This window comes from Veillonella sp. ZSJB6, from assembly GCF_051549505.1.
GTDB lineage: Bacteria > Bacillota > Negativicutes > Veillonellales > Veillonellaceae > Veillonella.
The window spans coordinates 267,720-294,294 of the sequence record NZ_JBPUGE010000003.1; the positions used below are offsets into that span (position 1 = coordinate 267,720).

Here is a 26,575-nt window from a genome sequence, read left to right on the forward strand (position 1 = left end):
TTTCATATGCTATATGATGCAAATAAGTAAATCATTTTAAAACTAGATGTATTTTTATTATTACTGATTTTAGTCTTATTGATAGAAAGGGGGCGTGTCATGAGTCCATTTTGGCTATCCTTATGGGTGGCGAGCATTGCTCTTATCATCGTTATTGTTATAGGCTTAGGTGCTTGTTATTGGATGAATCGTTGTAAGTGGGGCGGTATGGCTATTTTAGATGCCCTAATTACATTGCCCCTTGTGTTGCCACCAGTGGTTGTTGGTTTTGCACTTCTCATGGTGTTTACTCCAGGATATGCTTTTGGTGCGTGGCTCGAAGCTCACGGTATGAGTGTAGTTTTTGCCGCTTCTGGTGCAGTCGTTGCATCTTCAGTCATTGCATTCCCCCTATTTTATCAAACAGTGCGCTCTGCCTTGCAGTCCGTCGATCATAATATGGAGGATGTAGCGCGTACATTGGGCGCTTCAGAATTGCGTATATTCTTTACCATATCTGTGCCTCTTGCGTGGAAAGGTATTTTAACAGGTAGCATCTTGGCGTTCTGCCGTGCCATGGGGGAATTTGGTGCTACCATCTTAATCGCTGGTAATATTCCGAAGGTAACCCGTACTATGCCGTTAGCTATTTACTCCTACGTAGAGGCAGGGCAGTACATGGATGCCTTTGAGCTTGTTGTATATATTTGTGTACTTACATTGGCATTGTTGAGCGGCATTCACCTCATTACGAAGGGGTCCTTGTTCCGCCATACAGAGAATAACTAGGAGGTTCTATGATTACATTTTCCTTTACTGTAGCTAGACCTTCTGTGACTGTGAAAGCTGATGGGGTGCTTCCTTCTGGAATTACTGTTCTGACTGGTCAATCTGGTAGTGGTAAAAGTACCTTTATCAAATGTATTGCAGGGCTCGTAAAACCAACCACTGGTAGTATTCAATATGATGATACGACGTGGGTTGATCGAGGTAAAAAGATATGGGTGCCTGCTCAAAAACGGCAAGTAGGCTATATGCCGCAAGGCAATATTGTATTTCCTCATTTGTCTGTAGAACATAATATTACCTATAGCAAACGAGGCACCCCTGACATGTGTGATACATTGTTACAACGTTTGGGTTTGGAGAAATATCGTAATACCAAGGCTGGTAGCTTATCTGGTGGTGAGCAACAGCGGGTTGCACTAGGCCGTGCGCTCTACTCAAAACCGACTATTCTGCTCCTTGATGAGCCTTTATCTGCACTTGATTGGAACTTACGAAAACAAGTGCGTGAAGACCTCGTTTCCATCATTCGAGAATGGGATGTACCTTGCGTATGGGTGACACATGATGAAAGCGAAGTAGAAGCTGTAGGGGATAGACATTGGACCTGTGAAAACGGGCTCATTACGATATCTGAATAACTGTAAAATTTAAGATAATAAAAAACACCTTCATAATCCTACTAGTGGATTGTGAAGGTGTTTTCTTTTTAGATAGTTGATAGCAGTGTATTTAGCCTTATCTTTAGTATTGAATTAGTACGTTTATAATAGATGTTATTTGCTAATGTTACTTAATTTCTGTTGATGCATGCGCTGTTTTACTTATAAATCCCACAATAGCGGTAACGATAAATGCCATAGCAAAGGATGGTAGTGTAGCACCGATAGTGCTTTCACTATGTAACATATAGTGGTATAAGCCAACGGATACAGCCCAAATGAGACCTCTTACTAGATAAGCCGATAGTGTTTGTACTTGTTGATGATTGATAAAATAATCAGCTAATAGGATGGCAATCATTGGAGCAAATACAGATCCAATGAGGTATAGGAAGTCTGTAATATCATCCATTGGATATAGGATAGCCGCAATGGTGCCGACGATAGTTACGATAACGGCTACGCCTTTACTGGAGGCTCCGCTATAGATCGTCGTACTAGATACGCCTGCAGAGTAAGCGTCCATAAAGGTTGTAGTAACGGTAGAGAAGATAATAACGATAAGTCCTGCAAGGCCGAGGCCTGCGTTCATCATGATGGTAATGATGGAGTCGCCACCGCCAAAGATAGCGGCGCTAAGACCTAAGGTATACATAACAATACTTGTTACTGTGTAAACTGCAGCACTTGTTAGTGATGCGGAGAAAGGATTTTTACTTTCACGAGTATAATCGCTGATGAGAGGCAACCAAGATAATGGCATAGCAATAGATAGTTCAAGAGCTGCTATAAAACTCATATTTCCACTAGCTATAAGGCTACTTTCACTAGGCCATTGAGCTATCATGTGAGCGCCCATGTAGAGGGTGAGACCTAGCAATAGAACAGATACGATGGCTTGAATATAGCCTGTATTGTGGAGGCCGATGAAAAGCCATAGAATAACGAGAGCTCCGATGGCTGTGGTCCAAATCATAGGCGATAGGGGTGCTAGCTCTTGTAAGGCGAGCATCGCATCGTAGATCATGATGCTAGTCCATCCAATGAGTTGTAGCATATTTAAAAAGGCAAAGCCTTTAGCCCCTAGTCGGCCAAAGCTGAAAGCGGTAGTATTCATACTGCCTTGTCGCAAGCGTCCACCAATGAGGCCAGCTCCAAAGAGCAATATACCGCCGATGATATGCCCCAGTATGATGGCATATAAACCTTGGGTGAGCCCTAAGGGGGCCAGATAGGTTCCCGTCATAATCTCCGCTATGGATAGCGCGGCACCAAACCATATCATGGCGAACTGTGGTTGTGTAATGTGTGTGTCTTTCATACGTCCTCCTAGCCAGGAAGTCATAGAAAAAGCCGAGTTCACAGGAACTCGGCTATTAATCCTCTATGTTCCCTACGTTGGCATTATCCAAATCAGGTTATGGGTTAAAGCATTAGCTTACTCTCAGCCCACTCGTGTGAGCACCCCGTTATGGCTTTATTATAGGCGTCTATAAGTGAACCGTCAATTCTTTTGTTGCATGGATTGTATAATAATGTTATAACTAGAGTATAAAAATATATTGCCACTAGGGGTGCTTTTGCTGAGATTGACCATTCAAAACCCTAGACCTGATCCGGATAATACTGGCGTAGGGAAGTGGAGTGAAACATAATACTAAACTATTACGAGACCATTCCATTTGGAGTGGTCTCGTTTTTATATATTTGGAGGTATTATGAAAAAACTGATTATTGCTAGCATATGTGTAGCCTTAGGTGTCGTGTTATCCACAACATCTATTCCCGTTGGGCCGGCTCGTATTTTTCCGTTTCAACATATGATTAATGTGATCTTAGCCGTTATAGTTGGGCCGAGATTTTCCGTAGGCGCTGCTTTTAGTACATCTTGTTTACGTAATGTATTAGCACTAGGCTCTCCATTGGCCTTTCCTGGTAGCATGATTGGCGCTTGGCTATCTGCGTATTTATATAAGAAATACAATGCCATCTGGGCAGCAGCTCTAGGTGAGATCATCGGTACAGGTCTCATTGGTGCTCTTGTGAGCTATCCCATTGCTAACTTCCTATTAGGGAAACCGTTGGCGTTATTGACCTTGATTACATCCTTCTCCATGAGCTCTGTGGCAGGTGCTTGCATAGGCTTCGTAGTATTACAAATCTTATCTCGTCGTCATCTATTACACAAGGAGGCATAATGAAACTACATACTGCACTAACAATTGCTGGTACTGACCCGAGCGGTGGTGCTGGCATTATGGCTGATTTGAAATCCTTCCAAAGCCGAAATGTATACGGTATGGCTATTGTTACCTCTGTAGTAGCCCAAAATACAACGGGCGTTCACCACGTAGAACATCTATCCTTAGAAAGCATAGAGAAACAGTTACACGATGTGTATTCTGACATTCCTCCTCAAGCTGTTAAGACGGGCATGATTGCTTTACCGGAAATGATGGACCTCATTTATCCTTATGTGAGCAAGGATATTCCGTACGTAATGGATCCTGTTATGATTGCCACCAGCGGTGACCGACTTGTAGCAGATGAGGCTGTGAATTTCTTAAAATCTAAACTCATTCCTACCGCTACGGTTATCACCCCTAATCGCAGTGAGGCTGAGGTTTTAGCTGACATGGCTATTAATTGTGAAAGCGATATAACAACAGCGGCTAATCGTATCTTACAGGACTTAGGCCCTAAAGTGGTAATCATTAAGGGTGGTCACATCGGCGAAGATGCAACAGATTATGCTTTCACCAAAGATGGTAGTGTACGCACGTGGACGAGCCCTAAATACGATACGGTGCACACGCATGGTACGGGCTGTACCTTCTCTGCCGTTATTACGGCGGAGCTCGCTAAAGGGCGTGACGTAATGGATGCCATTGGTATTGCGAAGAATTATATCGCTCTTGCTATTAAGCACAATCCAGCGCTAGGACACGGCTGTGGCCCTGTTAATCATATGGCCTATGGTTTATTGGCGAATGGACCTGAAACGATGGATGAGCTATTAAAAGATAACTAGAGGAGATATTTGTATGACCTATGAAAACCCTTATATGAAAGGCCGAACTTGGCCTGAACTAAATATATTAGAGACCTTGCGTCAGAGAAATCCTCTTGTTATTTGCATTACTAATGATGTGGTACGTACCTTTACGGCCAATGGTTTACTAGCCATTGGTGCATCGCCTGTGATGAGCGAATGCAGTGAAGATTTAAAAGACCTCATCGTTCATGCATCGGCTTTACTCATCAATATTGGAACGCTTACGCCAGATAAGGTTAGTTACTATAAAGAAGCCATAAAACTAGCGAAGACACATGAGGTGCCAGTTGTACTAGATCCAGTAGGGTGTCATGCGGGAGCTTACCGATTGTCGGTAGTCTTAGATTTAATTAAGACTGGTAATATCTCTTTATTACGAGGTAACCAAAGTGAAATCAAAGCTATTTATGATGCTTTAAGTCCCGATGATACGGCTAATAATTCTACTACCGGCAAAGGTGTAGATGGGGCGCAAGTTGAGGATAGTGCTGTTATTGCCTATCGTCTAGCACGCCTTATTAACTGCCCGGTAGTAACAACGGGAGAAGAGGATTATATTTCCGATGGAATTCGGGTATTTGCAGTACCACATGGACACTCTGTCATGACAGCTGTGACAGGCACAGGCTGTTTATTAGGCGCCGTACTAGCAGCCTTCTTTAGTGCCTATTATCCATGTAAAGATAGCGTATCTATCGGTGAATTTCTCGCTTATGCATTGGCTTACTATGGCTTGGCCGGTGAAAGTGCAGTACAGGTGAGCGGTGTAAAACCTGGTAGCTTTAGTACGGCATTTATGGATGCTTTATATACACTAGATGATGCGGTGCTTATGGCTGAAAACCGTATAGGTCCTGTAGTTGTGCCAGATCAATTACAAGTATATTTTATTGGTGGCACTCAAGATGTAGGTCTTAATGAAAATCGCTTGCTAAGTGTCGTAGAAGAGGCTTGTCGAGGTGGTGTGACCTGTTTCCAATTCAGAGAAAAGGGCATGGGCACCTTAGAAGGACAACAGAAATTAGAATTAGCTCAACAATTACAACAAATCTGTGCGAAGTACAATGTACTCTATATTATCAATGATGATGTAGACCTAGCAGTGGCAGTTAATGCCGATGGCGTTCATGTAGGGCAGGAGGATATGCGCCTTGAAGAGGTACGTAATCTTGTAGGCCATAAGGCCGTTGGTATCTCTATTCACTCTATAGAGGAATTACATAAGACGGATGTAGTCTACGCTGATTGTGTAGGTGTAGGTCCTATGTACGCCACAAGTAGTAAACCTGATGCACAAGAACCATGCGGACCAAATCGAATTAGTGAACTTCAAGCAGAAGGCTTAACACTACCATGTGTTGGTATAGGGGGCATTACCTTAGATAATGCAAAACCTATACTAGAAGCAGGAGCCTGTGGTGTTGCCATCATATCTGCTATAGCCCATGCAGATAATCCTTATGAAGCAGCCCAACAGTTTAAGCATTTAGTAGATAGAGCACAACCTTAATAGCAAATAGAACACAAAAAAAGACGATGACTTAAGTCATCGTCTTTTTTGTTAAGGAAGTTGTTAGTACTTACTGTAAGAATATATTGTACTTACAGGTATGTTTAATATAAATCTGTACTTACAGGTTGTTAGTTTAGTTAGTGTCGTACTTACAGATTAGATGGATTCCACGAAACGGTGGAAGAAAGCTTGTGGGTGAGCACATACTGGGCAAAGTTTTGGAGCTTCTTCACCAACATGTACGTAACCGCAGTTAGCACAGATCCAAGCAACTGGTTCGTCGTTGCGGAATACTTTGTTACCAGATACTTGAGCTGCTAATGCAAGGTAACGAGCTTCATGACGAGCTTCGATTTTACCAACTTCGCGCATTTGGTAAGCGATTTTAGCAAAGCCTTCTTTTTCAGCTTCGTCAGCGAATTCTTTGTACATTGTAGTGTGTTCGTAGTTTTCACCAGCTGCTGCATCACGAAGGTTAGCTTCGATATCGGAAGATACATCGCCACCATGAAGAGCTTTGAACCACAATTTAGCATGTGCAGATTCGTTGTGAGCTGTTTCTTCGAAATAATCAGCGATTTCGTTCATGCCAGCTTTACGAGCTGCTGCTGCGTAGAAAGTATATTTTTGGAATGCTTGGGATTCGCCAGCGAATGCTGCTTGAAGATTTTTTTCAGTGTTAGAACCTTTTAATTCTGCCATTTTAATACTCCTTTGTACTTACGATAAATTTCAAATTTGTTACTTAACTATATATTCATAACCACTTGGTTGTGAATGCAAATAATAGAATACTTATTCTACAATTTTCGTGGGCGACTTCGCCTTAGTAAGAAAACTTATTCTTAGATTAAATAGACACTTGCCTAACTTTTAAAATAGTACTTACTGATTTGTGTTTTTCGGCACTTGCCGTCTTAACAGTTTTATATACAATGTGCTATCCGTATACTTAACGAATAATCATTGTTGACTATATTGTAACATACTAAATGAGAAATGCAAGTGTTTTTGTAAAATTTATTTCGAAAATTTTCTAAATGATAAATATTATCAATGTAGTAAAAATGCGGTTTCTTAAAGACTGAATAGTATAGGATTTGTAAAAATAGCCGATTTTGATATTGAGAATGATAACTAAATGAAAAATCATTATTGATTAGATATTGATAACCTTTTCGTTAAATGTACTAATAACTACCCATAAAATGACTATATAACTATAGAATTATGATATATTTATAGAACTCTGTATTTCTTGTATAATAAGTATATAAATACTGAACGTTGTAAAAGGAGGCGCTATGGCATTTGTTAGATATTACGTAGGCGATGTGGTAAAGATGAAAAAGTCACATCCTTGCGGCAGTGATGAATGGGAAGTCAAACGGATTGGCACAGATTTCCTCATTGTATGTAATGGCTGTGGTCATCAACTGTTGATGCCGCGCCCAAAATTTGAAAAGGCAGTTAAGAAAATCGTGTCTAGATTGCCAGAGAATGAATAAGGGGGACGTATGGTACGACTCACTGATTACGTAACAAGTGGGGGCTGTGCATGTAAGATTGGGCCTCATATATTAAATCGCGTATTAAAAGCGGTGACTCCTGTTACTAATGAACATGTATTAGCAGATATGACGGGTGCTGATGACGCAGGCGTATATAAACTTTCAGATACATTAGCATTAGTACAAACATTGGATTTCTTTACGCCTATGGTTAATGATCCTGTTTTATTTGGGAAGATTGCTGCGGCTAATGCGTTGAGTGATGTGTATGCTATGGGCGGAATACCGTTAACGGCTATGAACATTGTGGGGTTCCCGGTGCCTCTTGTTGAACAAGGTGTATTAACAGATGTATTAAATGGGGCAGGATCCATTGTAGCTGAATCTGGTGCGGCTATCGTTGGTGGCCACAGCATTGAAAATAAAGAACCTATCTTTGGTATGTCTGTGACAGGACAAGTGCATCCAAATCGAATTTGGAAAAATAAAGGCGCTCAAGTAGGAGATGTACTAGTATTAACTAAGCGAATTGGTACAGGCATTATGAATAATGCTCTAAAAGGCGATTTGTTCCCCGTAGGTACCGAGCAAGCTGTCAATAGTATGAGTACATTAAATCGTGTAGGCGCAGAGGTAGCACATAACTTTACCGTTCATGCATGTACGGATGTAACTGGCTTTAGCCTTATGGGGCATTCTGTAGAAATGGCGAGTGCTTCCGATGTGACCATTCATATTAAAGCATATGACATTCCACTCTTTGATGATGTCATCGAAGCAGCTCAAATGGGCTTGGTACCTGCTGCATCGTATGGTAATCGCAAGGCCATAACTGATGTACAAGTTGATGAAACTTTGGATCCAGTATGGATGGATATTCTGTTTGATCCACAAACCTCTGGTGGTTTACTATTCTCTGTTCCTGCCAGTGAAGGTGATCAACTAGTTGAGGCGTTACATGCGGCTGGCATCGACTGTGCTGCTATTATTGGTGCTGTTGAAAGTTTCAGCGGTCTGGCCGTACGCGTCACAGAATAAAATCATAAATAATAATTTCGCTACTATTGGCATAGATATAGAATTAAACTATTGTTAGCTGTTAGCTGTTAGCTGTTAGCTGTTAGCTGTTAGCTGTTAGTTGATACTTTTACAAGATTTATAATGTATATAATTTAGAGGTGTATGATGAGTAATACAAATGAATTAACTGTAGACGTACGTGGTAGCTTGTGTCCAAAACCTGTAATTGAAACTAAGAAGGTAAGCGATGCGAATCCAAGCGCTGTCATTACTACTATTGTAGATAATGAGGTTAGTCGTGATAATGTAGAAAAATTTGGTAAGTCTCGTGGTTATGGTGTGGCTATTCGCCAAGATGGTAAGGATTTCTATCTCACCATGACGCCAAATGCGAATCCCGTATCAGAAGTGAGTTGCGAACCGATGGACTATGGTAACCGTGTCATCTTGATGACAAAGGACTATCTTGGTGAAGGTAGCGAAGAGCTCGGTAGAAACTTGATGAAAACCTTCTGGGTGTGCATGGTAGAAGCCGATGTGAAACCATCTAAGATCTATTTTATTAATAGCAGTGTTAAGATGGTAACTAACGATTCTGTTCATTTGGAAAATATTAAAAAACTAGCTGATGCAGGTGTTGAAATTGCTGCTTGTGGCATTTGCCTAGATTTCTATGGTGAAAAAGAAAATGTTGGCGTAGGTAGCATTACAAATATGTACGCTATTACAGATGCTATCCTTAGCGATAATATTGTTAAGCTATAATGTTAGCATTTTATTTTGATATATTGATTTAGCGTTACTAGTTGAGATTAGATTTTTTATTTCGAGTATTAATCGTTTAGGTGAAAGAAATCTAATCGTATCGATTGTGGTAGGAGGTGAGGCATTGGAAAATAAAAAGTTACTTGTTGTTTTTACATCCTATTATTTTGGGGATAAAGCAGACAAGATATTAACAGAATTAGAGGTGCCTCATCAATTGATGGCCACACCTCCAGAGCTGTACGATATGTGTGGTTTATCGGTGCAAATAGATCCGAGTATTGTTGAGCAGGTTCAGACTATTTTAAAAGAACATAAGATTAGTACGTCAGGACTTTTTTGGTATGAAAAAGGGGAGCTGGCTGTACCATATAAAGACTAGACTATGTCTAGTCTTTTGTGTTTTATGATGCATTTCATATGATTAGTATGGATATTATGGTAGTATAAGCATATGATATTTTTATCACTTATGGAGGTATATATGAGCAAATATGAAATAGAAAATGTAAAATTAACGGCTCCTAAATTGGATCGTAAAGATTTAGAATATGCTATGACATATCGTTATGCATGTAAGAAGTTTGATAGCAAGAAGAAAATCTCTGAAGAAGACTGGAATGCAATTTTAACAGCAGCTCGCTTGGCACCAACATCCCTTGGTTTTGAACCTTATGAATTGTTAGTCATCCAAAACCCTGAAATTCGTGAAAAAATGAAAGCTCATGGCTGGGGCATTCAAGCAGGTCTTGAAGCAAGTCATTTTGTAGTGTTCTTAACACGCAAAAAGGTAGACTTAGAATTTGATTCCCCTTATGTTCGTCATATTCAAGAGGAAGTTAAACAATTACCTGCAGAAATTGATGCAGCATATCGTGAAAAATATGCCCAATTCACTACAAGCGATTATAAAACATTTGAATCTGAACGCGCTGCCTTTGACTGGGCTTCTAAACAAGCGTATATCGTTATGGCAAATATGATGACGATGGCTGCTTATGAAGGTTTAGATTCTTGTCCATTAGAAGGCTTTAACCAAGACGATATGACTGCACTTTTAGGGGATGAATTAGGACTCTTTGATACGAAGCACTTTGGCATTGCTGTAATGGCTGCTTTTGGTTATCGTGATGAAGAGCCACATCGTAATAAAACACGTCGTACCTTAGATGAAATTGTAACAGTAGTTGAGTAGATCATATATGTAGAACTAAATCGAAATTCTTCATTTAATCTTTAGAGTTGAATGATATATTATAAATATACACAAATTCTAAAATATTTATAAATGCTGTATTATTTGAAAGGATTTATGAATATTTTGATTGAATAGGAAGGAGTCATAATTATGGCATTAGAAGATAAATTAGATCAAGTTAAAGGTGCAGTAAAAGAAAATGCAGGTAAATTAACTGATGACAAACAAATGCAAGCAGAAGGCGCCGTTGAGAATACAGTAGCAAAAGTAAAAGATGCTGCTGATAGTGTTGTTAATGATATCAAAAAGACTGCAGATGATGCTAAAGATGCTGTAGAAGGTGCTATTAGTGGACTTAAAAATGCATTGGGCAATGATGATAAATAAAATTAAATAAAAGCTATTTTGTAGCATTAAAAAAACCAGTAAATCGATCGATTTACTGGTTTTTTGTTATTAATTTGTGTTATACGTTGAAGCGGAAGTGTGTAACGTCGCCGTCTTTCATAACGTAGTCTTTACCTTCAAGGCGTACAAGGCCTTTTTCTTTAGCCGCATTTTGGCTACCGCAAGCTTGTAAGTCATCGAAGGATACGATTTCAGCACGGATAAAGCCTTTTTCGATATCGGAGTGAATTTTACCAGCTGCTTGAGGCGCTTTTGTGCCATTTACAATTGTCCAAGCACGAGCTTCCATTTCACCAGCAGTGAAATAGTTGATAAGACCTAAGAGTGCATAACTTGCTTTGATAAGTTTAGTTAAGCCAGATTCTTCAAGGCCAAGATCTTCAAGGAATGCAGCAGATTCTTCTTCAGATAATTCAGCAATTTCAGATTCGATGCGAGCAGAAACAACAACGATGCCAGCGCCTTCGTTTTTCGCATATTCCTCAACACGTTTTACATATTCATTGGAAGAGTAATCAGATACTTCATCTTCAGAAATGTTAGCTACATAAAGAGATGGTTTTGCTGTAAGCAATGTCAACTCTTTGATCATTTCTAATTCTTCTTCTTCGAGACCTTGTGCACGAACTGGTTTTGCTTCACCTAGACCTTCGATGATGCGTTCTAGTAATGGTAACTCAGCACGCGCATCTTTGTCACCAGATTTAGCGATTTTTTCAATACGTTGTTTACGTTTTTCCACGGATTCAAGGTCTGCAAGGCAGAGCTCAGTGTTGATGATTTCAATATCACGAATTGGATCGATAGAGCCAGAAACGTGAGTGATGTTAGGGTCATCGAAACAACGAATGACTTGAGCAATAGCGTCTACTTGGCGGATATGGCTAAGGAATTTATTACCTAAACCTTCGCCTTTGGACGCACCTTCTACAAGGCCTGCAATATCTACGAAGCGCATAGCAGCAGGAAGGATGCGTTTAGAACCAAACATTTCAGCCAATACAGCTAAACGATTATCTGGAACATCAACGACACCTACGTTTGGCTCAATTGTACAGAATGGATAGTTGGCAGCTTCAGCGCCCGCTTTAGTAATGGCGTTGAATAATGTACTTTTACCAACATTTGGAAGGCCTACGATGCCTACTTCTAAATTTGTGCTCATGGTACCACCTTTTATTAACTAATTGATTTCGTTCTTTGTGAAAGCTTCCGTAGAAACTCTATCAAATAAATATTATATCATATAGATGCTATAAATTTGTACTAAAAAAGTGACACCATTAGTCACATTGGTGACTAGTAGTGTCACTAAATCCCTTTACATAGAAATCGACAAATTATATATTGATGTCGAGGCCTCTAGATGTGTCAGGTCTTGCCAATTTCTCGAGGATTGGCGGTGATAGCATGAAGACCTACGAAGTTTTATCTTTAATGATAGCTTTTGGTATGTTAGTTGCTACCATTATCATAGCAGCAAGATAATTGACTTCTAACTCAGGTTAGCTTTTATGTAGCAGGGCTTTGAAAAGGACCCTTTTGTCGTCAGGCCACATTTTCAAACTAGTAAGAGATGTGAGAGCTGACGCCGGAAAACATCTACGCCTCACTTCTTCTAAGTAGTATACCATAGAAGTAGATAAAATCCCACACACTAGTGTGGGATTTTATTTTGTGTCTTATAGAGAGTGAGCTCGTAATTCTTCAGCAGAATGAGTGGAAATCCAAGCTGGTGGAATGTCGAATACTGTGTAGCAACCTGTGCCGCCGTGTTTAGCAAGGCGGTAGATACCACGTGCATAAGCAACAAGTGCAGAGCCAGTGAATTCAGGGTTGGAGTCAAGTTTTAAGGAATACTCAACAACATGACGTGTGCCGTCAGTGCTTTCACCAGAGCGAAGAACGAAGCCACCATGTGGAATACCTTTATGGTCGCGATCAAGTTCTTCTTGAGAAATGAAGTTTACTACAGTTTCATAACCTACGAAGTAGTTTTCCATAGTTTTGATTTCGTTTTCAATTTTAGCTTTGTCCGCATCAGGAGCAGCCACTACATAGCACTCACGAAGGTGACCTTTGTAGCCATCAACGTCTGGAGTTTCACCATTACGGATAGCTTCAAGGTATTGTTCTTTAGGAACAGTGTATTGACGAGCATCAAGAACACCATCAATACGACGGATAGCATCGGAGTGACCTTGGGAAACGCCACGGCCCCAGAATGTATAAGATTTACCTTGAGGCAAGATGCTTTCAGCATATACACGTTGCAAAGAGAACATGCCTGGGTCCCAACCGCAAGAAATCAATGTAGCAGTTTTAGCTTCTTTAGCTACTTTGTCTACATTAGCAAAATGCTCAGGAATACGTGCATGTGTATCGAAGGAATCGATACAGTTGAAGTATTTAGTTACCATTGGAGTTTGTTCGATAAGGTCTGTTGCAGAACCACCGCAAAGAACCATAACATCGATTTTACCTTTGAAGTTTGGTAGATCTTCCATAGTATATGTAGGAACACCAGAAACTGTTTCTAAGCCTTTACGGCGAGAGAATACACCAACAAGCTCCATATCAGGTTGTAATTTTACGGATGCTTCAACGCCACGACCTAAGTTGCCGTAGCCAACGATACCAATACGAATTTTGCTCATATTAGCCTCCTATATAAATCGAGAAATTTAATTATTAACATAATCATTATAGCATAAAATGATAGTTATTAATATTTTTCTATAGAATCAAATAAAATTAAATATATAATACTATCTATCATATTGATGCTGAGATAGATCATAACGTTTAACTAACATAAAAAGGACCGATTATACTCCTAATATAGGTGTACAATCGGTCTCGTTGTCTTTTTAGATTCTATAGGGGATAAGCTGTATGCTAATTATCCTATTAGAATTTTAATGTTTTAATTCTTTCAACGGCGCGAATTGTATTTTCACGGCTACCGAAAGCTGTTAAACGAAGGTAGCCTTCGCCGTGAGGACCAAAGCCAGAGCCTGGTGTAGATACGATTTGAACTTGTTCGAGCAAGATGTCGAATAATTCCCAGCTAGTCATATTACCAGGAGTTTTTAGCCAAATGTATGGAGCGTCAACGCCGCCGTATACAGTAAGGCCGATAGATTCAAGACCTTCTTTGATAATACGAGCGTTTTCTTTGTAGTATGCAATGTTAGCGCGAGTTTGTTCGCGGCCTTCTTTTGTGTATACTGCTTCAGCACTGCGTTGGATGATGTAAGGAACACCATTGAATTTAGTGCATTGGCGACGGTTCCACATAGGGTTTAGTGCTTGGCGTTCACCAGATTTAGTTTTACCAGTCACTTCTTTAGGTACAACTGCGTAAGCACAACGTGTACCAGTGAAACCTGCAGTTTTGGAGAAGGAACGGAACTCGATAGCTACTTCACGAGCACCTTCGATTTCGTAGATGGATTTTACAGTGTCTTCTGTGCTGATGAAAGCTTCATAAGCGGAGTCGAACATTAAAATTGCATCATTATCTTTACACCATTTGATCCATTCTGCTAAACGAGCACGGCTTAAAACAGTACCAGTTGGGTTGTTAGGGGAGCAAAGATATACGATATCTACACGTTCAGAAGGGAATTCTGGAGAGAAGTTGTTTTCTGCGTAAGTAGGGAGGTATACAACCTTTTGGAAGATGCCGTCTACTGCTTCGCCAGTACGACCGCCCATTACGTTAGAGTCTAAGTATACTGGGTACACTGGATCCGTGATAGCGATGATGTTATCTTCGCTGAATAACTCTTGGATATTACCAACATCAGATTTTGCACCATCGGAAACGAATACTTCATCAATCGCAATGTCTACGCCTAATGGTTTGTAGTCGCCATCAACAATAGCTTGACGTAAGAAGTCATAACCTTGTTCAGGGCCATAACCGCGGAATGTTTCAGCTTTACCCATTTCTTGAACTGCTTTGCTCATAGCATCGATAATTGCTGGAACAAGTGGTAATGTAACATCACCGATACCAAGACGAATGATGTCTGCATCTGGATGCGCTGCTTGATAATCTGCAACCTTTTTAGCGATATTAGCAAATAAATAAGAACCTTGTAGGTTTAAATAGTTTTCATTAATATTAGCCATGATGACTCCTTTTTATAATCAGATTTCTCTATATATAGTAAATTATATAGAATAATGACGCAAGGATTTTCTATAGAATTTTTCTTTAATCTAAACAGTATAAGTACTTTTAATATAAAAGATTATAATATGGGGAATTTATTACTCGTAGTGAATAGTATAGTAAAAGCATAATAAATTTACATTAACTTTAGTTATTATTGATTTGAGGTGGGCGTTTCATCATTTACTCATAAAATTCTTGCTGATATAATTAATTTATAGTATAAATCTAACGGATATCACATATAAGCTAGTTATTCTTAATATTGGGGAAATTATTGATAAGGGAGAATAGAGATGTCTGATTGTAAGCAGTTTTATAACAATATTTGCAAAGAAATTAGTAGGAGCGATAAATTAAAAGACTTTGAAACAATATTTAGTGTTAAACAAGGCTCTAAAGACAAGAACGTAAAGCTTACAGAGGTGCAAAAATTTGCGGCAAACTTTTATAAAGCACCTATTATTAACTACAAAGGGCATGTAACAGGTAAATCAAAAGTCAATAATACTCGATATAGCGAAGTTATTGCAGATACACTTGTATCAAAAGGTTACATTAAAACATGGCTCGAATTAGAACCTTTAAGACCTAAACATTTTGATACAGGTCATAATCATTCTGAAAGTGTGGATATAAATAAGTTGCAGAGCAGTAATCGAAAAGAAGAAATCTTAGCAAAACTATTATTCTATCAACGTGACGTTAAGGATTTAGGTTATATTTTTGATTATCAAACACCGCTGAAAGCAAGTTTAAGTGATTCGTATGGCAAAATAGATCTTTTAGGTTATAACTCCAAAGATAAATGTTATTCAATAATTGAATTGAAATATCGTCCATCTGGGAGCGATGAAACTTTACTGCGATGTGTTTTAGAGGCGTATACATATTACAAATTATTTGATTTGAATCAGATAGAATCTGCTCAAGATCATAACGGTATAACTGAATTGAGAGCATTAAAGGATTATAAACATACTAAGAACGCTGAATTAGTAATTTTATTTGATGAGAAGTCTCGGGCTAAAGACGATGGCGGAGAAAACTTAAATTTAATGCTACGGATAGATTTGCCGAATAAAGATAAAGCAGATAAAACAAAGAAAGCAAATTATCCGTCTAAAACAGTTGAAAGCCAGCAGCATAAAGAGTGTCAAGATTTACTTAATTCCGATAAACGTAATTCTTTACGAACTTTGTGTGACAGAATCTTAGAACAAGAGCCTAAGTTGAAACAAATTCGATTTGTTGTATTACGTGCTGATACAGATAGTAAATCTTCTTATCCAACAAATATAAAAGGTTGGTCTAGAAAATTTGATCGATTATATCGAGCAGAAACATTGCTAACTATTTCTCGTAAAGGTTAAGTATGAATATAATTATCCATCGTGGTACTCATCAAATTGGTGGTAGTGCCATAGAAATTAGTACAGCAACTACTCGCATTATGCTGGATTTTGGTAATGAATTAAGTTTAGATGAAAAGTATACACCTATAAATCTGGATATAGACGGCGTTACAAAAAGGATGCCGGATTGTGATGGTATTATAATCTCTCATTATCATATGGATCACTTAGGACAACTAACCTCTGTACTTCCAGAAATCCCATTCTATATGGGAGAATTAAGTAAAGAAGTGGCTATGATAGCTGCTGAATATCAAGATAAAAACTTATACTTAAGATTATTAGGTGCAAATACATTTCGTGGAGGCGAAGCTTTTACTATTGGAAATATACATATTAGACCTCTTGTTATCGACCATAGTGCTGCTGATAGTTATATGTTTGTCATTGAAGCAGAAGGTAAACGTGTCTTATATACAGGTGATTTTAGACTGCATGGATTACGCCATCATGTATTAGAAAAGTTAGTCAAGACCTATATAGGTAAGGTTGATGTATTGATTACAGAAGGAACCTCATTATCTAGAGATGCTGATGATCATATATCTGAAGTAGACGTATTAGATGATATTTCTTCATATATTCAAGATGGGAAATATGTATTTGTTATGTGTTCATCTACGAATATTGATCGTATTATGGGGATTTGGCAGAATATGCCCACTGATAAAGTACTAATTTGTGATACGTATCAGAAAAGAATATTAGATACTGTTATAAATAATGTATATTATGAAAGTTCTTTGTATCGTAGACATGATAGCCCATTAGTTCTTAGTAAAGGACCGTATCCTAAATATTATATGGATAACGGATTTGTATCCTTAATAAGAGGAACTGAATATTTTATTTCTCACATTAAAGAGTTTCCTAAGGATGATGTACGTATCATTTATTCTATGTGGACAGGATATATTGAGGAGAATCCAGCATTGAAGAATTTACTAGATACATATCCATCTTATATATCCCATGCAAGTGGTCATGTTTCGAAGACTGATTTACTCAAGTTTATAGACTTAGTGAATCCTGATGTAATTATTCCGGTTCATACTGATAATCCTGATAGATTAGAGGAATTAGTACCTCATAGAAATGTGTATACTGTTAATGATAACGAGCCATTTATTTTATAATTCCTTTTAGAAATTTCGCTTTTGATGTATAATAAATAAAAAGAGAGCCATCAACGTGTGGTTGCGTTAGGCTCATCTTATAAATGTTTTCTTATGATTGCCTAGCGTGCGAGTATTTTGTATACTCTGTTGCGTTAGGCTTTTATCTTTACATTACTTTAATAGTGCAAAGAGTGATATTGCTATGGAAATTACAAAAAGAATTAAGTAGTACTTTTCGAATTTGCTCATAGTATCACCACCTTTCGGTGATGGGCCTAACTCACGTGATGACTCTTAGCATTAGTATATCAATGTAATTTTAGGAAAAATAGAATTGACATTTGGCTATAGACCAATTCTTGCGTAGTGTTTTACTACGCTTTTTTGTTGAAAAATATCAAAACTATATAGGATTAACTTTGTTTTTGATATAATTTAAATAAATACATATTATCGTGCAATTTTATATGAAAGTGGTGTCTTTATGCTGACGATTAGCAATAAAGGATGGCTTTTTACTTCTATATTAAGTGCTTTGATGGCGTTTACGTCGTTGTCGACAGATATTTATTTGCCTGCCATGCCAGAGATGGGGCGTGATCTCAATGGTGATGCAGAATTAACGTTGACTGGTTTCTTAATAGGTTTTGCGCTAGCTCAGCTTTTTTGGGGAGCGGTTAGCGATAAAATTGGTCGTAAGAAGCCGCTGATTATGGGGATAGTCTTATTTATCATCGGCTCAGTAGGCTGTGCCTTGAGTTCATCTATGCTGGAATTACTAGCTTGGCGCGTATTCCAGGCCTTTGGTGCCTGCGTAGGGCCTATGTTATCACGGGCTATGATTCGCGACTTATACGGTCGGACTGAGGCCGCAAAAATGTTATCTACCTTGGCTATTGTTATGGCTATAGCGCCTATTGCAGGGCCGATGCTAGCAGGGCATCTACTCGTGTGGTATACTTGGCATTCAATCTTTTGGTTATTAGTTGCTATCGGCATTTTGATGCTCGTTGCCGTATTAGTCATTCCTGAAACACATCCTGTAGAGAAACGTAGTAAAAAGTCTATAGCTCATACCTATAATAATTATTGGATTTTATTGCGCAATAAAGGCTTTATGAAGTATACGCTATGTGTCAGTTCCTTTTATATTGCTATCTATGCGTTTTTAACAGGTTCGCCTTATGTATATATTGATGTCTATGAGGTACCAAAAGAGTACTTTGGTTATCTCTTTTCTGTTAATATTATTGGTGTTATGTTACTAAGCGCCATCAATCGCCGTATTGTAAGTGCTATACGTCTCGATAGATTATTGCGATATGCCACATTATTTGCTGCTATTTGTGTATCTGTTGTAATGGGACTAATTGTCTTAGGCTACCATTCACTGTGGTTAATCGTTATTGGTTGTTTTTTATTCTTCTCTATGAACGGCATCATTGCAGCTGTAACGAATGCATTAGCATTAGATAGAGCAGGTAGAATGGCTGGCTCTGGGGCAGCATTATTAGGGGCTATGCAATATGGTAGTGGGATTGTATCATCGTTGATTCTTACCTTCTTACCAAATGATACGGCGGATCCTATGATGGGGGTCATTACATTATTTGTTATTATTTGCGCCATTATCGCCTTTCCTGAAGATGAAAAATATAATCGTATATAATATTGGTGAAAGCAAGGGTTTAAATTTGAACTCTTGCTTTCATTCTTTTTTTAGGTTATAATAGTAAGGCTTATTGATGGTAAGCACTTCCTACCCCTATGTGTCGATAGGGGCATTAGTCCGAAAGAGGAGGTGATTTTGTATGAACAAATACGAAGTCATGTTTATTGTGAAACCAGCTGAAGAGGAAGCAACTAACGCTGTTATTGAAAAAGTAGAAGCTTTAATTGCTCGTGTAGGCGGCACAGTAGAAAAGGTAGATCGTTGGGGCAAGCGTCGTCTTGCTTACGCTGTGAAGAAATTCACTGACGGTTTCTATGTATTGATCAACTTTGAAGCAGCACCTGCTGAAATCAAAGAAATCGATCGTGTATTGAAAATCAACGATGAAGTCCTAAGACATCTAATTGTTAAACACGAAGCATAATTAAAGCCTGGAGGAAAACATGAACTCTGTACAAATTCTAGGTAATTTAGCTCGTGATCCTGAAGTACGCTATACCAAAACTGGTCGTGCGGTAGCAACTTTCACAGTAGCTGCCACAAACACCTATATTGATTCCACAACAAATGAGACGAAAGAACAAACTGCTTTCATCAACTGCGTTGCTTGGGGTAAACTTGGTGAAGCGGCAGGCAATCTTCGTAAAGGCAGTCGTTGCTTTGTAGAAGGTCGTTTGCAAACTCGTTCTTACGAGACTCAGGACGGTCAAAAACGGTACGTTACTGAAGTAGTAGCGAACTTTGTGGGCCAATCCCTTGATATGAATACTAATTCTTTCGAAGGTGGGTCCAATTTTGATAGTTTCAGTACAGGCGGCGATGACGAAAACATCCCGTTCTAGTGTCAGGGACTCCTACTAATTCGAAAAGGAGGATTCGCAATGAGAAGAGATAGAGGCAGAAAGCCAAGAAGAAAAGTATGCGTTTTCTGTGCAGACCATATCGATCAAATCGACTATAAAGACGTTGCTAAACTTCGTCGTTTTACGACTGAACGCGGCAAAATCTTACCTCGTCGTATTTCCGGTACTTGCGCAAAACATCAACGCAAATTGACTACATCTATCAAACGTGCACGTGCAATTGCTTTATTGCCATTCACTGCTGAATAATTGATGAATCAAGGCGGTACAACCATTTGGTTGTGCCGCCTTTTTGCTTTTATGGATAGGGATTATGCGTTTGGCGCATAATCCTTTTTTATATTCCTTTGATTCTCAGGGATTATTATATTTACTGAATTTAATAAATATTCAATATAATAGATGTAGAAATATATGATTAAAATTTATAATAATACCTTTAAAAATAGAGCCTATATGATTAATCTGTATAATCGAATTAATCAAACTTATGCATATAATCAGAAAAGCTTATGGTTTTTATACTATAATGTGAGTATATGCTTAGTACTGTAAAGTTCAGTGAAAGGTGGTAAGTACATGGGATTTTTGAAAAAGGATATATCCCGTCGCCAGTTTATTGGTGGAGCTTTAGCATTAGCGGCCGCATCAGCGGTACCATCATTTATACGCGGAGCCTATAAGCCAACACAATCTGATTCATTGCAAGTATGGACTTGTGGTGGGTTATCGGAAGCATTTCTAGATTTAAACCAAGTCTACACGATGCACACAGGGCACAATATTCAGTACACCGGTGCCTTTGCAGGGGCTATTGGTAAATCCTTATTGGCTGAAAAGAGTCGCACCGAAGTCTTTGGGGCTCGTGGTTTGGATCTAGCGAAAAATATGCGCAAAAAGGGCGTAAGCATTGCTTTTGAACCATTATGTTTTACGGATTACGTCATTGTTACCCCAAAGGGAAATCCCGCAGGTATTCGGGACTTGAAGGATATGGCAGAGCCCGGCGTACGCGTTATGTTGCCATTAGGTGCATCACCTCCTGGTAGTGCCTCTGTAAAAGGGATTATGAAGCTCTCTGGATTAACCGATGGCATTATGAAAAACATGATTGCCGAAAATGCTTGTGTTATTTCTATGATGTGCGACCTTGTAGAAGGTAAAGCAGATGTATCCATTATTGAAAAACGCCTTACTACTCATGATCGATTCAAGGATCGTATTGAATACTTCTCTATACCACCACAATTTGTGCCGCCTGCACCGCTTACTTTCACTATTAATACGATGAAATATGTACAAGATCGTGCATTGGCTGCGGACTATATTGAATTTACACGCTCCCAAGAAGGGCAACAAATCTTAGAAAATCATGGATTTACATCCGTTCATAGTGCGAGAGGTCTCGATTTGATAGAAAGGTTTGGTGTGAAAGATGTGTAGTCATTGTCCGTCATCTACATCCTGTGGGGCCCAAGGCAGTTCTGGTATATCTGGTAAACAAGCCCCTAAGAATTTAACGCTTTGGCGTCGTATCGTACAGTTTATATTCCTCTTTATTATGGGGAAATGGGTATATTATGGTATATTCCGATGCCCTTATATCGTGCCATTTGTAAACTGTGAAAGCTGTTCCATGATTACCTGCTGGGGCCGTATTACCACATATTTCTATGCTTGGTGGATTATTCTGCCAATTATGGTCGTATTCTTTGGTCGAGCATTCTGTAGTTGGTTCTGCCCAAGTGGGTGGGTTAACCAAATGCTAGGAAAAATATCTATGGGACCATTAAGAAATCGTAAACATTACATGCGATTCCTTCAACTCGGCATGGTAGCTACTATAATTTTAGGGCTCGTAGTATACTTCAAATTTGGTAATCCTCGTATTATGATTCCAATTCGGACGAGCGATGAATATTTTAATGCTGTCATTTTATCTATGCAGTTCTCCGAATGGTATTGGGCGGCTCGAACTATAACGGTCGTCTCTATTATTGCTGGTTCCCTTATCATCGCCAATGCTTGGTGTCGCTTTGTATGTCCATTTGGTGGGGTAATGGAATTATTACGTAAAATTTCCATTTTTAAAGTATATAAAACTAGTGATTGTGACGATTGTGATGCATGTCTACGTGTTTGCGAAATGGGCACACGACCAAATGAAATGAATTGCACCAACTGTGGTGATTGCTTACATGTATGCCATAAAGATGCTATTAGATTTGGTCGGAAAGGTTAATTATGAAAGAAAATCAAGGACAAAGTTTCCTACAAAATCATCCATGTTACAACAAGGATGCTGCCGCTAATTGGGGCCGTTTACATTTGCCAGTAGCACCAAATTGTAACATTCAATGTAATTATTGTAATCGTAAGTATGATTGCGCGAATGAAAATAGACCGGGCGTGACGCAGCATGTATATACACCACAAGAGGCAGCAGCCTTTGTGCATAAGGTGTTTGATGCACGTAAGGATATTTCTGTAGTAGGTATTGCAGGGCCTGGAGATCCTATGTGCGATGCGGATAAGACACTGGAAACATTCCGCCTCGTAAAAAACGATTTTCCTCATGTCATGCTCTGTTTATCTAGTAATGGCTTGGCAGTGCCTGATTATATCGATGAAATCGCTGATTTAGGGATTACTCATGTTACGATTACGGCTAATGCTATTGATCCAGAGGTTGCAAAAAATGTATACTCCATGGTTCGCTATGAGGGGAATATCTACAAAGGAATCGATGGGGCCCGTATTTTATTAGAGCGTCAGGCTGAAAGTATTCGTAAATTAAAGGAAAAGAACATCATCGTTAAGATCAATACTGTAGTAGTACCTGATGTAAATATGAATCATGTACCAGCCATTGCTAAACAAGCGGAAGCGTGGGGCGTCGATTTGATGAATTGCATTGCCATGATTCCAGTTCATGACACGGCCTTTGAAAACCATCGAGGACCGACTGCAGAAGAGATTGATAATATGCGTCAATTTATTGGTCACTATGTGCCGCAGATGACACATTGTAAGCGCTGTAGAGCTGATGCGATAGGTCGTTTGTGTGAAGCGTAGAAGTATAAAAGGCTATATACCGAAGTATATAGCCTTAACGATTATGTATTATTTAGTATTTTTAAGGATTCTATGTAGTGCAGATAATGCCATATCTACATCTTCAAGTGTGTTAGCGTAGCCAAGGGAGAAGCGTACGGTTCCTTCTGGATAGGTACCCAGTGTTTGGTGTGCTCGTGGAGCGCAGTGTAGTCCGACGCGTGTCATGATGTGATACTTTGACTCTAGTTCATATGCAATACTGGCAGCATCCATATCATCAATTGTGATGGATACGACGGCTGTTCGATCCTGAATATCTTGTTTGCCGATGATGTTAACTCCAGTTATTGAACGTAAGCCTTCGAGGAAGGCTTTTGTCAAAGCTAGCTCGTGATTGTGGATATTCTCCATGCCGGCCGATTCGATGTAGGAAACTCCTTCATTGAGACCGATGATGCCAGGTAGATTTAACGTGCCTGCTTCAAAGGTGTCGGGCATGTTGGTAGGCATCGTTTCTAAATGTGAAAAGCTTCCTGTACCGCCAGCAATAAGAGGTGTTAAGGTTTGAGCCATTTCTTTGGTAAATATAATGCCACCAATACCTTGAGGTCCTAATAATCCTTTATGACCTGTAAAGCAGAGTGCGTCTATATGACATGCTTTCACATCAATAGGGATGACGCCTGCCGTTTGAGCTGCATCTACAATGAAGTGTAGATTGTGAGCCTTGCAGATGGCACCAATTGATTCAATAGGTTGTACGGTACCACATACATTGGATGCGTGATTGATAATCATAGCCACTGTATTTGGGCGAATGAGTGCTTCTATGCATTCAAGTTGGATGGAGCCAGTTTTGTCACAAGGTATTATATCAAAGGTAATACCTTGATCAAGTAGTTGAGTAAGTGGTCTCATGACTGCGTTGTGCTCCATAGAGCTAACGATTACATGATCACCGGCTTTCAACAGGCCCTTGATGACCATGTTTAAGCTCATTGTCACATTCTGTGTAAAGGTGACGTGAGATGGATCATGACCGTTGAATAAGGTATTGAGTCGTTGTCTCGTTGTATAGATAATATCCTCTACATCGTAGGCGAGGGAGTAGGAGCCACGGTTAATATTGATACCGTAGTTCGTTATATAGTTTGACATGGCGTTAGCCACATTAGGTGCTTTAGGAAAGGTGGTACTGGCATTATCTAAATAGATATAGTTCATAGGTAATCTCCATGAATAACAAGGTGTATTTATGGTTATTATATCATGAGTCATATGCTTGATAGGATACGAGTATATACTCATATATTTGTAGTGTAGTTTGTTTGAAAGGAGTTTATTATGAGTGGGTCTCATGAAAAACGAAATTTAATTATTGCAGGCCTTATTATTGGCGCTATTGCAGGCTTCCTCGTACTAGCTGGCAATCCGGGCAATATGGGCTTCTGTATTGCTTGCTTTGTTCGCGATACTGTCGGTGGCCTAGGCCTACATCGTGCCGCACCAGTACAGTACATTCGTCCAGAAATTATTGGTCTTATATTAGGGGCTTATGTATTGTCCATGATTCGTGGTGAACACCAAAGTAAAGGTGGTTCCTCTCCAATTATTCGATTTATTCTCGGCTTCTTTGTTATGATTGGTGCTTTGATGTTCCTCGGTTGTCCGATTCGTATGATTTTAAGACTTGGCGGCGGTGACTTGAATGCGTTGTTCGGCATTGCTGGTTTTGCAGGTGGTATTGGATTTGGTACTATATTCTTGAAAAAAGGCTATTCTTTACAACGTACCTATGCGTTGAGCAAATTAGAATCTGCTATGATGCCTGCTATTCAAGTTGGTTTGCTCGTACTTGTTGTAACAGCACCAGCATTTATCTTCTTTAGCCAAAAAGGTCCTGGCGCTATGCATGCTCCATGGCTCATTTCTTTGGCGGCTGGCCTTGTAGTAGGTGGCTTATCTCAAGTTAGCCGACTTTGTACAGTTGGTGGCTTCCGCGATTTATTCTTGTTTAAAAAATCTGTTCTTATTTTTGGGTACCTTGCAGTGCTTGTAGGTGTATTTGTTGTAAATATTAGTTTTGGTAATTTCCATCTTGGTTTTGAAAACCAACCGATTGCACATACAGATGGATTGTGGAACTTCCTAGGTATGGCGCTTGCAGGTTTCTGTAGCGTGTTGCTTGGTGGTTGCCCATTACGTCAATTGATCATGACTGGTGAAGGTAATTCTGACTCTGCTGTAACAGTGCTTGGTCTTGCGGCTGGTGCGGCATTTGCTCATAATTTCGGTTTAGCAGCTTCTGGTGCAGGCCCTACATTAAATGGTCAAATCGCAGTTGGTGTTGGCTTTGTAGTGGCACTTATTATTGCTGTAGTTAATACAAAACGTGTAAATGCATAGGCTAGAAATGAGTAACTATGAAATATATTGCTACTTTTTACTCTCACTTTGGAGCCATCCGTTTTAAACGGGAGGCCCCTGAAGGAGTAACCAATATAGAACTACGTCCAGTGCCGCGCGATTTAAGTTCCTCTTGTGGAACGAGTGCATCTTTTGATGCTGGTGAAAACTTTACGTTTACAGATGATCCTACAGAGGAGATTGAGCAAATCGTTGCTGTCACTGATGATGGGTATAGAACTATATTTGAAAGTCCCAATAAATAAACATTAGAGCCTTTTAGCGTCGCTAATCTAAGCGGTTCTATAATCATTATGTAACGCAAAAAGAGGAGCTATCCGTTGGATAGCTCCTCTTTGTTATACAGCTTTATATTTTTTAGGTGCTTCACCTTTTTCAGCGGCTTCTTTATCGGCGCGCCATTTGCGTTCGAAATACTTATGATATTCTACAGGAACGTCATCAGGTGTTAAGCTTTCATAAAAACTAGTAGTTCCCTTTGCCTGAGCTTGTTCATAAAACCATGTTTTAAATTCTAGCATGGACAAGCGTGCTTGTAGGTGTTCGATTTCTACTAATACGCGATCTCGTTGATTTTTGATAATAGATAATCTTTCATTAATGCGACTATCGCCTTCGACGCAGTAGTCGATAAAATGTTTGATTTCCTTAATAGGCATACCGGTATGCTTCATGCATTCAATCAATTCTAACCAATCCATATCTGTGTCATGGAATACACGGATACCACCAGCAGAACGTTCTACGAAGGGCAATAGACCTTCTTTATCATAGTAACGCAATGTAGAAGGTGCCACATTTAGTTTTTTTGCGATTTCGCCAACAGTATATGTCATAGGACCTCCTTTTATATATGTAAGTTATAGACAGATATAAAAACCATAAATATAAATTGTATTGACTTAAACCTAACTTTAAGTTTTATACTATAAACATACTTGAA

General features: G+C 39.2%; 30 protein-coding genes and 2 riboswitches. Of the genes, 23 read left to right on the forward strand and 7 right to left on the reverse strand.

All coding sequences use genetic code 11. The annotated features are described in order from the left end of the window. Positions 1-99: 99 nt before the first annotated feature. Positions 100-768, forward strand: coding sequence for a molybdate ABC transporter permease subunit (gene modB, locus ACSV5T_RS05735; protein WP_227721393.1), 669 nt, complete (start codon positions 100-102; stop codon positions 766-768). An 8-nt stretch (positions 769-776) separates the two neighbouring features. Next, positions 777-1,406, forward strand: a complete 630-nt coding sequence (locus tag ACSV5T_RS05740; RefSeq protein WP_227721392.1) for an ATP-binding cassette domain-containing protein — start codon at positions 777-779, stop codon at positions 1,404-1,406. Between the two features lie 148 nt (positions 1,407-1,554). Here ACSV5T_RS05740 and cytX read toward each other — a convergent pair whose 3' ends face one another. Further along, positions 1,555-2,748, reverse strand: a complete 1,194-nt coding sequence (gene cytX, locus ACSV5T_RS05745) for a putative hydroxymethylpyrimidine transporter CytX (protein ID WP_227721391.1) — start codon at positions 2,746-2,748, stop codon at positions 1,555-1,557. 52 nt (positions 2,749-2,800) lie between these two features. Further along, positions 2,801-2,906, reverse strand: a riboswitch (TPP riboswitch). Between the two features lie 81 nt (positions 2,907-2,987). Then, a riboswitch (TPP riboswitch) is annotated at positions 2,988-3,082 on the forward strand. 63 nt (positions 3,083-3,145) lie between these two features. Here cytX and thiW point away from each other — a divergent pair. Genes thiW through thiM form a run of 3 tightly spaced genes read left to right on the forward strand, consistent with a single transcriptional unit; the run spans position 3,146 to position 5,992 of the window. Further along, entirely contained in the window at positions 3,146-3,625 is a 480-nt protein-coding gene (thiW, locus tag ACSV5T_RS05750) for an energy coupling factor transporter S component ThiW (protein ID WP_119209090.1), read from the forward strand. After that, a complete protein-coding gene (gene thiD, locus ACSV5T_RS05755) occupies positions 3,625-4,458 on the forward strand; it encodes a bifunctional hydroxymethylpyrimidine kinase/phosphomethylpyrimidine kinase (protein WP_227721390.1) in 834 nt (277 codons plus the stop codon). The genes thiW and thiD overlap by 1 nt, the downstream gene beginning before the upstream one ends. A 13-nt stretch (positions 4,459-4,471) precedes the next feature. Next, on the forward strand, positions 4,472-5,992 hold the full coding sequence (gene thiM, locus ACSV5T_RS05760) for a hydroxyethylthiazole kinase (protein WP_303931341.1): 1,521 nt from the start codon (positions 4,472-4,474) through the stop codon (positions 5,990-5,992). A gap of 159 nt (positions 5,993-6,151) precedes the next feature. Here thiM and rbr read toward each other — a convergent pair whose 3' ends face one another. After that, complete coding sequence (gene rbr / locus ACSV5T_RS05765) at positions 6,152-6,697, reverse strand: rubrerythrin (protein WP_438320495.1); 546 nt, start codon at positions 6,695-6,697, stop codon at positions 6,152-6,154. A 602-nt stretch (positions 6,698-7,299) separates the two neighbouring features. Here rbr and ACSV5T_RS05770 point away from each other — a divergent pair. From ACSV5T_RS05770 to ACSV5T_RS05795, 6 genes are all read left to right on the forward strand, one after another. After that, positions 7,300-7,503, forward strand: a complete 204-nt coding sequence (locus ACSV5T_RS05770) for a DUF951 domain-containing protein (protein ID WP_004693828.1) — start codon at positions 7,300-7,302, stop codon at positions 7,501-7,503. Positions 7,504-7,512: 9 nt separating this feature from the next. After that, positions 7,513-8,544 carry a selenide, water dikinase SelD gene (gene selD / locus ACSV5T_RS05775; RefSeq protein ID WP_227721387.1) on the forward strand — a complete coding sequence of 344 codons (1,032 nt, stop codon included), beginning with the start codon at positions 7,513-7,515 and terminating at the stop codon, positions 8,542-8,544. A gap of 147 nt (positions 8,545-8,691) precedes the next feature. Beyond that, the gene (gene yedF / locus ACSV5T_RS05780) at positions 8,692-9,291 is read left to right on the forward strand and encodes a sulfurtransferase-like selenium metabolism protein YedF (protein ID WP_438320519.1); all 600 of its coding nucleotides are present in this window, start codon (positions 8,692-8,694) and stop codon (positions 9,289-9,291) included. A gap of 124 nt (positions 9,292-9,415) precedes the next feature. Further along, on the forward strand, positions 9,416-9,673 hold the full coding sequence (locus ACSV5T_RS05785) for a DUF3343 domain-containing protein (protein ID WP_119209161.1): 258 nt from the start codon (positions 9,416-9,418) through the stop codon (positions 9,671-9,673). A 102-nt stretch (positions 9,674-9,775) separates the two neighbouring features. Further along, the gene (locus ACSV5T_RS05790; protein WP_438320496.1) at positions 9,776-10,486 is read left to right on the forward strand and encodes an NAD(P)H-dependent oxidoreductase; all 711 of its coding nucleotides are present in this window, start codon (positions 9,776-9,778) and stop codon (positions 10,484-10,486) included. Between the two features lie 153 nt (positions 10,487-10,639). Beyond that, the gene (locus ACSV5T_RS05795; protein WP_060923838.1) at positions 10,640-10,876 is read left to right on the forward strand and encodes a CsbD family protein; all 237 of its coding nucleotides are present in this window, start codon (positions 10,640-10,642) and stop codon (positions 10,874-10,876) included. 79 nt (positions 10,877-10,955) lie between these two features. Here ACSV5T_RS05795 and ychF read toward each other — a convergent pair whose 3' ends face one another. Continuing rightward, positions 10,956-12,062: a redox-regulated ATPase YchF gene (gene ychF / locus ACSV5T_RS05800; RefSeq protein WP_008602886.1), complete on the reverse strand. Its 1,107-nt coding sequence runs from the start codon at positions 12,060-12,062 to the stop codon at positions 10,956-10,958. A gap of 245 nt (positions 12,063-12,307) precedes the next feature. On the opposite strand from ychF, the gene ACSV5T_RS05805 reads away from it, so the two are divergent. Further along, positions 12,308-12,385: a putative holin-like toxin gene (locus tag ACSV5T_RS05805; RefSeq protein ID WP_227721402.1), complete on the forward strand. Its 78-nt coding sequence runs from the start codon at positions 12,308-12,310 to the stop codon at positions 12,383-12,385. Between the two features lie 194 nt (positions 12,386-12,579). On the opposite strand, the gene ACSV5T_RS05810 is transcribed toward ACSV5T_RS05805, so the two are convergent. Both ACSV5T_RS05810 and ACSV5T_RS05815 read right to left on the reverse strand, forming a co-directional pair. After that, the gene (locus ACSV5T_RS05810) at positions 12,580-13,554 is read right to left on the reverse strand and encodes a diaminopimelate dehydrogenase (RefSeq protein ID WP_060923836.1); all 975 of its coding nucleotides are present in this window, start codon (positions 13,552-13,554) and stop codon (positions 12,580-12,582) included. A gap of 253 nt (positions 13,555-13,807) precedes the next feature. Continuing rightward, a complete protein-coding gene (locus tag ACSV5T_RS05815) occupies positions 13,808-15,037 on the reverse strand; it encodes an LL-diaminopimelate aminotransferase (protein ID WP_105094696.1) in 1,230 nt (409 codons plus the stop codon). Positions 15,038-15,376: 339 nt separating this feature from the next. On the opposite strand from ACSV5T_RS05815, the gene ACSV5T_RS05820 reads away from it, so the two are divergent. The 9 genes from ACSV5T_RS05820 (at position 15,377) to ACSV5T_RS05860 (ending at position 23,223) form a co-directional block, all read left to right on the forward strand. Further along, positions 15,377-16,453, forward strand: coding sequence for a hypothetical protein (locus ACSV5T_RS05820; RefSeq protein WP_227721382.1), 1,077 nt, complete (start codon positions 15,377-15,379; stop codon positions 16,451-16,453). A 2-nt stretch (positions 16,454-16,455) separates the two neighbouring features. Further along, positions 16,456-17,631: an MBL fold metallo-hydrolase gene (locus ACSV5T_RS05825; RefSeq protein WP_295868827.1), complete on the forward strand. Its 1,176-nt coding sequence runs from the start codon at positions 16,456-16,458 to the stop codon at positions 17,629-17,631. A 466-nt stretch (positions 17,632-18,097) separates the two neighbouring features. Beyond that, entirely contained in the window at positions 18,098-19,282 is a 1,185-nt protein-coding gene (locus ACSV5T_RS05830; protein WP_105090161.1) for a multidrug effflux MFS transporter, read from the forward strand. Positions 19,283-19,424: 142 nt separating this feature from the next. Beyond that, a complete protein-coding gene (gene rpsF, locus ACSV5T_RS05835; RefSeq protein WP_004693799.1) occupies positions 19,425-19,709 on the forward strand; it encodes a 30S ribosomal protein S6 in 285 nt (94 codons plus the stop codon). Positions 19,710-19,728: 19 nt separating this feature from the next. Then, positions 19,729-20,127 (forward strand): single-stranded DNA-binding protein, encoded by a 399-nt coding sequence (locus ACSV5T_RS05840; RefSeq protein ID WP_004693797.1) that lies wholly within the window; start codon positions 19,729-19,731, stop codon positions 20,125-20,127. 39 nt (positions 20,128-20,166) lie between these two features. Continuing rightward, complete coding sequence (rpsR, locus tag ACSV5T_RS05845) at positions 20,167-20,397, forward strand: 30S ribosomal protein S18 (protein ID WP_004693795.1); 231 nt, start codon at positions 20,167-20,169, stop codon at positions 20,395-20,397. Positions 20,398-20,727: 330 nt separating this feature from the next. After that, a complete protein-coding gene (locus tag ACSV5T_RS05850) occupies positions 20,728-21,591 on the forward strand; it encodes a substrate-binding domain-containing protein (RefSeq protein ID WP_105090162.1) in 864 nt (287 codons plus the stop codon). Beyond that, positions 21,584-22,390, forward strand: a complete 807-nt coding sequence (locus ACSV5T_RS05855) for a 4Fe-4S binding protein (protein ID WP_105090163.1) — start codon at positions 21,584-21,586, stop codon at positions 22,388-22,390. Before ACSV5T_RS05850 ends, ACSV5T_RS05855 begins: the two co-directional genes overlap by 8 nt. 2 nt (positions 22,391-22,392) lie before the next feature. Then, a complete protein-coding gene (locus tag ACSV5T_RS05860) occupies positions 22,393-23,223 on the forward strand; it encodes a radical SAM protein (RefSeq protein ID WP_105090164.1) in 831 nt (276 codons plus the stop codon). Between the two features lie 48 nt (positions 23,224-23,271). On the opposite strand, the gene ACSV5T_RS05865 is transcribed toward ACSV5T_RS05860, so the two are convergent. Then, positions 23,272-24,429: an aminotransferase class V-fold PLP-dependent enzyme gene (locus ACSV5T_RS05865; RefSeq protein ID WP_105090165.1), complete on the reverse strand. Its 1,158-nt coding sequence runs from the start codon at positions 24,427-24,429 to the stop codon at positions 23,272-23,274. A gap of 120 nt (positions 24,430-24,549) precedes the next feature. On the opposite strand from ACSV5T_RS05865, the gene yedE reads away from it, so the two are divergent. Both yedE and ACSV5T_RS05875 read left to right on the forward strand, forming a co-directional pair. Further along, complete coding sequence (gene yedE / locus ACSV5T_RS05870) at positions 24,550-25,611, forward strand: YedE family putative selenium transporter (protein ID WP_438320497.1); 1,062 nt, start codon at positions 24,550-24,552, stop codon at positions 25,609-25,611. A gap of 17 nt (positions 25,612-25,628) precedes the next feature. Further along, a complete protein-coding gene (locus tag ACSV5T_RS05875; protein WP_105090167.1) occupies positions 25,629-25,877 on the forward strand; it encodes a DUF3343 domain-containing protein in 249 nt (82 codons plus the stop codon). A gap of 93 nt (positions 25,878-25,970) precedes the next feature. Here ACSV5T_RS05875 and ACSV5T_RS05880 read toward each other — a convergent pair whose 3' ends face one another. Further along, positions 25,971-26,468, reverse strand: coding sequence for a MerR family transcriptional regulator (locus ACSV5T_RS05880; RefSeq protein WP_105090168.1), 498 nt, complete (start codon positions 26,466-26,468; stop codon positions 25,971-25,973). Positions 26,469-26,575 lie beyond the last annotated feature (107 nt).